Genomic DNA, 5484 nt, shown 5'->3' on the forward strand with positions numbered 1-5484 from the left:
CCCACCCGCCTCCCGACGGATCCCGGGCCCGGCCCGGTCGGCCTGTTCGAGTCGATCGCGGCGGGCGAGGTCGACACCCTCTGGACCGTCGCCGCGAACCCCGCCGTCGGAATGCCGAACACCGCTCCCGTCAGGGCGGCGCTCGACGACGTCTTCCTCGTCGTTCAGGACGCGTTCCGTACCCCGACGGTCGAGTACGCCGATGTCGTCCTCCCCGCGGCCACGTGGGGCGAAACGGGCGGGACGCTGGTGAGCATGGACCGCACCGTCTCCCGCGTCCGGCCGAGCTGCGACCCGCCGGGTAGCGCCCGCCGGGACGCGTCGATCATCGCGTCGATCGCGGGCCGGCTCCGTCCGAACGCCGTCGACGATACGGTCGGCCCGGAGGCGCTGTTCGCCGAGCTGGCCGGGTTGACCGCGGGGACGCCGGCCGATTGCACCCACGTGACCTACGCACGGCTGGAGTCCGACGGGTCGATCCGCTGGCCCCGGACCGCAGCCGTGGGGTTCGACTGTGACGACAGCGCCCCCCAGCGCTCCGAGTACCGGTACCGCGACCCCGACGGCGGGTTCACCTTCCCGACGACCGACGGTTTGGCACGCTTTTCGACCGCTCGACATCGATCGCCCCCGGAACCTCCCGACGATCGATTCCCGTTGGTGCTCACGACGGCACGGCGGTCTGACGCGTACAACACCGGCGTTCGGTCCGGTGGCGACGACGAACTCCTCCCGGTTCGAGTCGCGCCCACCACTCACAACGCGTCCGCCGACGGTGTCGACGGGGCGGATCGGGCCGTCGTCGTCTCCCGGCGAGGACGTGTCGACGCCCGCGTCGTTGCCGACGAACGCGTCCCCGACGGCGTCGTGTGGGCACCGATCCACCATCCGGACGTGAACCGCCTCACGCTGGACGCGGTCGACCCCGAGTCCGGCGAGCCCGCTTATAAAGCGTGTGCGGTCCGCCTCGACCGGAACTGACGGGGTGGACGTGCCCCTTCGAGGGATATAACTCTCCTTGGGAGGAACGCACGGGTATGACTGACGACGACCTCGAAACGGCAGTCGAACAGTTCCTCGACGGAACGGAGACGGCACTCGGAGAGTACGATCAGGGGTACGTCGACGCCGACGCGACGCTGTCGGTGATCCGGAACCACCTCGACGAGCTGGCTGCCGCCGCGGAAGACGCGGGCGAGTAGCGCCGACGGCACAACGGGCCGGACTCGGGGCCGTTTATACGTTCCGCGCCCGACCGCCCGGTATGGTCTCGGAGATCTTCGACCCCGACGCGTGGGAGCCGGTCACCGACGAGTTCGACGACGTGACGTACCACCGCGGGGTCGACGTGCCGGCAGTCAGGATCGCCTTCGACCGCCCCGAGGTCCGCAACGCGTTCCGCCCCGGCACCGTCGACGAGCTGTACGCCGCGCTGGATCACGCCCGCAAGCAGGCCGATGTCGGCTGCGTGCTCCTCACCGGGAACGGCCCGTCGGAAACGGACGGCGGCTGGGCGTTCTCCGCGGGCGGCGACCAGTCGGTGCGCGGCGGCTCCGGCTACGAGTACCGCGACGGCGACGAGGCGGGCGAGGCGGACGACCCCCTGGTTCGGGAGGCGCGGGCGGGCCGATTACACATTCTGGAGGTGCAGCGACTCATCCGGTTCATGCCCAAACCGGTCGTCGCCGTGGTCCCGGGCTGGGCGGTCGGCGGCGGCCACTCGCTCCACGTGGTCTGTGACCTCACGCTCGCCAGCGAGGAGCACGCGAAGTTCCTCCAGACCGACCCCGACGTCGCCTCCTTCGACGGGGGGTTCGGTTCCGCGTACCTCGCCAAGCAGATCGGCCAGAAGAAGGCCCGCGAGGTGTTCTTCCGCGGGAAGACCTACTCCGCTGCCGAGGCCGTCGACATGGGGATGGCGAACGAGGCGATCCCCCACGAGGAGCTCGAGACGGTCGCTCTCGAGTGGGCCGCGGAGATGACGCGGAAGTCGCCGACCGCCATGCGGATGTTGAAGTACGCGTTCAACCTGACGGACGACGGGATGGTCGGCCAGCAGGTGTTCGCCGGCGAGGCGACCCGGCTCGCGTACATGACTGAGGAGGCACAAGAGGGGAGAGACGCGTTCTTGGAGAAGCGCGACCCGGCGTTTGAGGAGTACCCCTGGCACTACTGAGGCGCTCCGCGCCGGCTCCCCGGGATCACACCGAGACCCGGGTTCGATCTCTTCCCGGTACGGTCCGAGACGTGGTCGGACACCCGTGGCGAGCGCCGCCGCCGCCGAGACCACGTCGCCGCCTAGGAGTGTGCCGCCATCAGGGCCACGTCGCCGCCTAGGACTGTGTCGCCGCCAGGACCACGCCAGCGACGGCTACCGAGACGCCTTCGGACGACCCGTCCCGTCGCCGCCACGAACTCGGCGAGAACGGCACCGCCGATCAGCTCGATAGCCGGCGACCGCCAGCGCGACCGGAACCTCGGCCTCACGTGTCGTCTCGGATCCCGTCGACGGGATCCGACCTCGCTCGGCCGGGCACACACGACCGGCGGTGACACGAGTTCAGTACGGGAACGCCAGACACGCCACGGAGCCGCCGGCCTTCATGAACTCGTCGGTGGCCACGCCGACCGTCTCGTAGCCGTGTGCCTCCAGTCGGTCGATCGTCGCGTCGTTCGTCTCCTGGATGACGACGAGCTCGCCGCCGACGGCGTGACAGTTACAGGCGAACCCTTCCTGTGCGGCCGCGGCCGGCACCTCGATCAGCGTGTCGAACAACCGATCGAGCTTCGCCCGCCCCGTCGCGGTGAACGCGTCGGGACACACGAGCGCGGTCGTCTCGTCCAGCGCCGAGAAACAGACGTCGAGGTGGTAGTAGGCGTCGTCGGTGAGCTCGAGGGGGACCACGTCGATCCCGAACCGCTCGGCGAGCTCGCGGTACGCGCCGAGCTCCGACCGCTGGCCGTAACCGCCCCACAGCAGGTCTCGGCCGGGATGCCAACGCGCGTCCCCACAGCCCTCGAAGGGGGCGTCCGTGTGGAGCCGCACCACCTCGTAGCCGGCGGCCTCCGCCCACCGCTCGAAGTACGCCGGCTCGTCGCGCCGCTCCGCGGTCGCCATTCGTGCGAGCACGAATCGGTCTTCGCCGGGGATCGAGAGGGCGTGGTTCGAACAGAACGCCATGTCCGGGAGGTCCTCGGGCGGCGTAACCGCCGCCTCCTCGTCGAGTTCCGTCCGTACTCCGTCCGCGTCGAACACCGTTACGTCGGCGAGTTCTCCGAACAGCTCGACGAGCGACTCCCACTGTGCCGCGGCCCGTTCCTCGTCGACGCCGGGCCGCATGTACGGGTTGATCTCGTAGTCGACGTCGAAGTGTGTCGGTGCCGAGAACAACACGGATCGATCGAGTGATCGCTTCTCGAACGATCCTCTGTTCGGGATCGAGTCGACATCGACGAACAACGCTCCACTCATAAGTTAACTATTCCAACAGGTCCGCATCGTATAGTTCCTCGGGTCCGATGAGTCGCGTCGTAACCGAACGGTCACGGCGCGTACTTCGCCTCGGACTCGCGTTCGCTCGCCGTGGAAGCAGCTCGCTCACTTCCCGCTCTCCGATTCGAATCCTTCCGTTTCGAGCCGCGGCGCTCACGGTGTGTGAGCGCCGCGACATGCGGGGGAAGGGATTCGAACCTCACTCACTCCGCTCGTGACGCTCGCTCCGTTCCCTGCTTCGAATCCTTCTGCTCCGGGCCGCGGCGCTCACGGTGTGTGAGCGCCGCGACATGCGGGGGAAGGGATTCGAACCAACGAAAGACGGTCCGGGCATGCGGCTCGCTTCGCTCGCCGGTCCGGGCTGCGACTTTCCGGGTTCGAACTCCTTCGAGCCCTATTCCCGCTGCTCGCGGGCTGCTCGCAGCAGGAATGCGGGGGAAGGGATTCGAACCCTCGAACCTCTACAGGAGCGGATCTTAAGTCCGCCGCTTTTGGCCAGGCTCAGCCACCCCCGCGCACTCCCCGCTTCCGGTGGCGCGGTCAAACCCCTTTCGGATGCGGTCGCCGACTCGGGGTCCCGCACCGTCGACCTGGCGTCCGGACGGTCGACTCGTCCTCCCTACCAGTCGACGGAGAGCGTCCCGTCGCCGTGCGGGTCCGGCGCGATCTCCTCGTCGGTCCGGCGGTCGACCACGTGGATGACGCCGTGCTCCTTCTTCGCCGGACACGCTTCCGCCGCCCGGACGTTCTCCGCGAGGTCGTCCTCGCCGATGTAGTAGGTTCGGGGCTTCGCCATCCCGCTCATGACGTCCATCTCCCAGTTGTCCGCGACCTCGGCACACTTACCCGCCCCGAAGCACTTGTTCGCCTCGAAGACGATCTTGTACGGCTTCTCGTCGATCGGCGGCCCCTCGCCGCCGAGGTCGCTCGCGGACAACACGCCCTCCCCGGCGGTCCCGTCCTCGTCGGTCATGCGATCCGATCGGTCCCGACGGGCCTTTCGTCTGTCGATCGCTCTCGACGACAACGAGGGCCCATCGCTCTCGGCACCGCTAGGTGGTCGTCACTCCCGATCCGCCTCGACTCACTCCCGATCCGCCTCGACTCACTCCCGATCCGCCTCGACTCACTCCCGATCCGCCTCGACTCACTCCCGATCCTCGGTTTCGGTCCTGCTCTCGATCCCGGGGCCCGTTCCCGTCCTCGATCCCGGAATCCGTCTCCGCCCCCGATCCGTCGGGAACGGCCGTTCGCCGGCCCGAGTCGAACGCTTCAAGTATTCGCTGACTGTTCGTACCTGTATGAAAGACCAGGGACGCTCCACGCGCAAGCGGACCGGCGGCCGACTGAAGCACGCCTCGAACAAGAAGCGCCACCAGCTCGGCCGCGAACCCGCCGAGACGACGGTCGGCGAACCCCGCGTCCAGTACATCGACTCCCGCGGCACGGAAACGAAGATCCGCGCCCTCTCGACGAACGTCGCGCAGGTCGCCGACGACGGCGAAGTCGCCGAGGCCACCATCGAGGACGTCGTCGACAACCCCTCCAACGTCAACTACGCCCGCCGGAACATCGTCACCAAGGGTGCCATCATCGAGACGAGCGAGGGCCGCGCCCGCGTCACCTCCCGTCCCGGTCAGACCGGCGGCGTCAACGCCGTCCTGATCGAGTAGCCCGTTCGACTTTCGGTCGGGTTCCGTTCGCTCCGTTCTTTCGGTCGCGTTCCGTTTCGCCACTCCAGCGTGAACGGGCCGGTCTCCGGTCCGAACCACCGGTGCGGATCCGTCCCCGATCTGAAGGTATTTGTCCGTCCCGCCCGCCTCTCCGGGCATGTACGTCGGCGTCGACGAGGCCGGAAAAGGGCCCGTGATCGGGCCGATGGTCGCCGCGGCCGTGCGCGCGAACCCGGACCAGCTCCCGGCCGACGTCGACGACTCGAAACGCGTCCCGCCCGAGCGACGCGTCGCGATCGCCGCCGAACTCCGCGCGCA

General features: G+C 68.7%; 6 protein-coding genes, 1 tRNA gene and 1 pseudogene. 5 read left to right on the top strand and 3 right to left on the bottom strand.

Annotated elements, in window-relative coordinates; translation table 11 throughout:
* The 3 genes from ACFQEU_RS10760 to ACFQEU_RS10770 form a co-directional block, all read left to right on the top strand.
* Positions 1 to 981: molybdopterin oxidoreductase family protein (locus ACFQEU_RS10760; protein ID WP_379781979.1), on the top strand; the 981-nt coding region annotated here is incomplete at its 5' end.
* Positions 982 to 1037: 56 nt separating this feature from the next.
* Complete coding sequence (locus ACFQEU_RS10765) at positions 1038 to 1202, top strand: hypothetical protein (RefSeq protein ID WP_379781981.1); 165 nt, start codon at positions 1038 to 1040, stop codon at positions 1200 to 1202.
* 62 nt (positions 1203 to 1264) lie between these two features.
* Positions 1265 to 2176 (top strand): 1,4-dihydroxy-2-naphthoyl-CoA synthase, encoded by a 912-nt coding sequence (locus ACFQEU_RS10770; RefSeq protein ID WP_379781983.1) that lies wholly within the window; start codon positions 1265 to 1267, stop codon positions 2174 to 2176.
* A 384-nt stretch (positions 2177 to 2560) separates the two neighbouring features.
* Here the strand turns inward: ACFQEU_RS10770 and ACFQEU_RS10775 are convergent, their stop codons facing one another.
* The 3 genes from ACFQEU_RS10775 to ACFQEU_RS10785 form a co-directional block, all read right to left on the bottom strand.
* Complete coding sequence (locus tag ACFQEU_RS10775; RefSeq protein WP_379781985.1) at positions 2561 to 3472, bottom strand: dimethylarginine dimethylaminohydrolase family protein; 912 nt, start codon at positions 3470 to 3472, stop codon at positions 2561 to 2563.
* 451 nt (positions 3473 to 3923) lie between these two features.
* Positions 3924 to 4008: transfer RNA gene (locus ACFQEU_RS10780), tRNA-Leu, on the bottom strand.
* A gap of 104 nt (positions 4009 to 4112) precedes the next feature.
* Entirely contained in the window at positions 4113 to 4466 is a 354-nt protein-coding gene (locus ACFQEU_RS10785) for a ferredoxin (RefSeq protein ID WP_379781987.1), read from the bottom strand.
* A 328-nt stretch (positions 4467 to 4794) separates the two neighbouring features.
* Between ACFQEU_RS10785 and ACFQEU_RS10790 the strand changes: the two genes are divergently transcribed.
* The gene (locus ACFQEU_RS10790) at positions 4795 to 5166 is read left to right on the top strand and encodes a 30S ribosomal protein S8e (protein WP_379781989.1); all 372 of its coding nucleotides are present in this window, start codon (positions 4795 to 4797) and stop codon (positions 5164 to 5166) included.
* A gap of 157 nt (positions 5167 to 5323) precedes the next feature.
* A pseudogene (gene rnhB, locus ACFQEU_RS10795) lies at positions 5324 to 5484 on the top strand (ribonuclease HII); the annotation flags it as partial.

Source organism: Halorubrum tibetense, from assembly GCF_042661865.1.
Classification (GTDB): domain Archaea; phylum Halobacteriota; class Halobacteria; order Halobacteriales; family Haloferacaceae; genus Halorubrum; species Halorubrum tibetense.

Bases quoted from the DNA above. Each gene is read 5' to 3' on its own strand.
- ACFQEU_RS10765 (WP_379781981.1), top strand. From the start codon at position 1,038: ATGACTGACGACGACCTCGAAACGGCAGTCGAACAGTTCCTCGACGGA.
- ACFQEU_RS10770 (WP_379781983.1), top strand. From the start codon at position 1,265: ATGGTCTCGGAGATCTTCGACCCCGACGCGTGGGAGCCGGTCACCGAC.
- ACFQEU_RS10775 (WP_379781985.1), bottom strand. From the start codon at position 3,472: ATGAGTGGAGCGTTGTTCGTCGATGTCGACTCGATCCCGAACAGAGGA.
- ACFQEU_RS10785 (WP_379781987.1), bottom strand. From the start codon at position 4,466: ATGACCGACGAGGACGGGACCGCCGGGGAGGGCGTGTTGTCCGCGAGC.
- ACFQEU_RS10790 (WP_379781989.1), top strand. From the start codon at position 4,795: ATGAAAGACCAGGGACGCTCCACGCGCAAGCGGACCGGCGGCCGACTG.